This window comes from Protofrankia sp. CiT1 (assembly GCF_917627335.1).
Taxonomy (GTDB): domain Bacteria; phylum Actinomycetota; class Actinomycetes; order Frankiales; family Frankiaceae; genus Protofrankia.
Genome location: NZ_CAKJTP010000170.1, coordinates 1 through 2,509 on the forward strand (window position 1 = coordinate 1; position 2,509 = coordinate 2,509).

A 2,509-nucleotide genomic window follows, 5' to 3' on the forward strand; every position below is an offset into this window, starting at 1 on the left:
TCGGTCGCCTTCTCGTGGCCGGGGGGGCTCGTGGCCGGGATTTTTTCAAGAATCATGCGCCGTTCACCCCTTTACGCCGTCGCGTGGTCCGCCGGTATGAGGTTCCTATCATTTTCATTCCATCGTCGCTTACTCCACGTACTGATTCATGACTGGTTGTGACATATGATCGATGGACTTTACGTGAGGGGCATGGTCGTCTTCGACGTGTCATCCTGCGTGTCGTGAGCCTTTTCCCTGCTCAGGGGTTTGGGAATGCGCTAGGGGGAGTTGCGGGGGCTGGTCGGGCCCGACCCGTGGGGGCAGGGGTGACGCTGCCGGTTTACAGTCGCGCCCATGAGGCTTGCGGTTATCGGCGGGGACGGCATCGGACCAGAGGTTGTCGCGGAAGGGCTGCGCGTACTGCGTGTCGTCGAGCCCAAGGTGGAGACGACCGACTACGACCTGGGCGCGCGCCGCTGGCAGGCCACCGGCGAGACCCTGCCCGATTCGGTGCTCGCCGAGCTGCGTGCGCACGACGCCATCCTGCTCGGGGCCGTCGGTGATCCCGCTGTCCCCAGCGGGGTGCTGGAGCGCGGGCTGCTGCTGCGGCTGCGGTTCGAGCTCGACCACTACGTGAATCTGCGCCCGGTGCGGCTGTACCCCGGTGTCGCCACGCCGCTGGCGGGTGAGCCGCACATCGACATGGTGGTGGTGCGGGAGGGGACCGAAGGCCCGTACGTGGGTGCCGGCGGCACTCTGCGCCGGGGCACGCCGTTGGAGGTGGCCACCGAGGAGAGCGTCAACACCCGGCACGGGGTCGAGCGCGTCGTGCGGGACGCGTTCCGCCGGGCGCAGGCCCGTCCTCGGCGGCTGCTGACGCTCGTCCACAAGACCAACGTCCTGACGAGGGCCGGCGACCTGTGGCTGCGCACGGTCGCCGATGTCGCGCCCGAGTTCGCCGATGTGCGGGTCGACTACCAGCACGTGGATGCCGCGTCGATGTTCTTTGTCACTGATCCGGGACGTTTCGACGTCGTCGTGACCGACAACATGTTCGGTGACATCCTCACCGACATCGGTGCCGCGATCACCGGCGGGATAGGACGGGCCGCCAGCGGCAACCTCGACCCGTCCGGGACACACCCGAGCATGTTCGAACCGGTGCACGGCAGCGCGCCCGACATCGCCGGGAAGGGGATCGCGGACCCGACGGCCACGGTGCTGTCCGTCGCGATGCTGCTCGAGCACCTGGGGCGTCCCGACGACGCGGTCCGTGTCGAGACCGCTGTCGCCGCGGCGCTGACCGACCGTTCCCAGCTGGGCGCCGGTCACGCGGAGCCGCTGTCCACCCGGGCGATCGGCGAGGACCTGGCGGCGCGCGTCGCCGGGTAAGGGGGCACCGGTAGCCCGGAACCGGCTGCCGGGCGGAAGAGCCTGAATGCCCGGCTGCCGGAGCCTGTTTCGGGGCGCTATCCTCAGAGGGGCCGTAGATCCGGTACGACGGCAGCCGACAGGGCCTGACCACGGCGAAGATCGGCAAGATCGTCACTCGTCCGTGCGTTATGTTTCCGTCGCTCACGCCTGGAGTCACTCGTGTCCATCACACCAACGTCAAAGATCTGGATGAGCGGGGAGTTCGTCGACTGGGACGACGCTCGCATCCACGTCCTCAACCCGACCCTCCACTACGGGTGGGGCGTCTTCGAGGGCATCCGGGCCTACTCCACCGCGCGGGGCAGCGCCGTGTTCCGGCTGACCGACCATGTCGCGAGGCTTTATCGTAGCGCCAAGATCTACATGATGGAACCGGAGCTCAGCCAGGCGGAGCTGATTGACGCGATCAAGAAAACGGTCGCGATCAACGAGATCGACGCCTGCTATATCCGGCCCCTGATCTACCTCGGGTACGGCGAGATGGGCCTCAACCCGCTGCCGTCCTCGATCGAGGTGATGATCGCTGTCTGGCCGTGGGGCGCCTATCTGGGGGACGACGCCGGGGAGAAGGGCGTCCGGGCGACTGTCTCGACGTGGCGCCGTAATGACAACAACATCATCCCGCCGGCGGCCAAGGCGTCCGGGCAGTACCTCAACTCCTCGCTCGCCAAGGTCGCGGCGCTCAAAGCCGGCTATGACGAGGCCATTCTGACCAGTCCCAACGGCCATATCGCCGATGGTTCGGGCGAGAACGTCTTCATCGTGTCGGACGGTACGGTCATCACGCCGCCGCTCAGCGATGGTCCGCTCGGCGGCATCACCCGCGCGTCGATCATGCAGATCGCCTCCGATCAGGGCTATCAGGTCCGCGAGCAGCACATCGTCCGCACCGATCTGTACCTGGCGGACGAGGCCTTCTTCACCGGGACCGCGGCCGAGATGGTGCCGATCGTGGAGATCGACGACCGCCCGGTCGGATCGGGCCGTCCTGGGCCGATCACCCGTGAGCTGCTGGACCTGTTCCACCAGGCGACACGCGGGGAGCTCGACCGTTACAAGATCTGGAACGAGCCCGTCCGGGAGGCCTGAGGCC

Annotated in this window: 2 protein-coding genes; both read left to right on the top strand. The window is 67.2% G+C overall.

Going from position 1 to position 2,509, the window contains the following annotated elements:
* Nucleotides 1-336: 336 nt before the first annotated feature.
* Nucleotides 337-1,374, top strand: coding sequence for a 3-isopropylmalate dehydrogenase (locus MJ785_RS18775; protein ID WP_239310716.1), 1,038 nt, complete (start codon nt 337-339; stop codon nt 1,372-1,374).
* A 201-nt stretch (nt 1,375-1,575) separates the two neighbouring features.
* Nucleotides 1,576-2,505 (top strand): branched-chain-amino-acid transaminase, encoded by a 930-nt coding sequence (ilvE, locus tag MJ785_RS18780; protein WP_239310715.1) that lies wholly within the window; start codon nt 1,576-1,578, stop codon nt 2,503-2,505.
* The last annotated feature ends 4 nt before the right edge of the window (nt 2,506-2,509 follow it).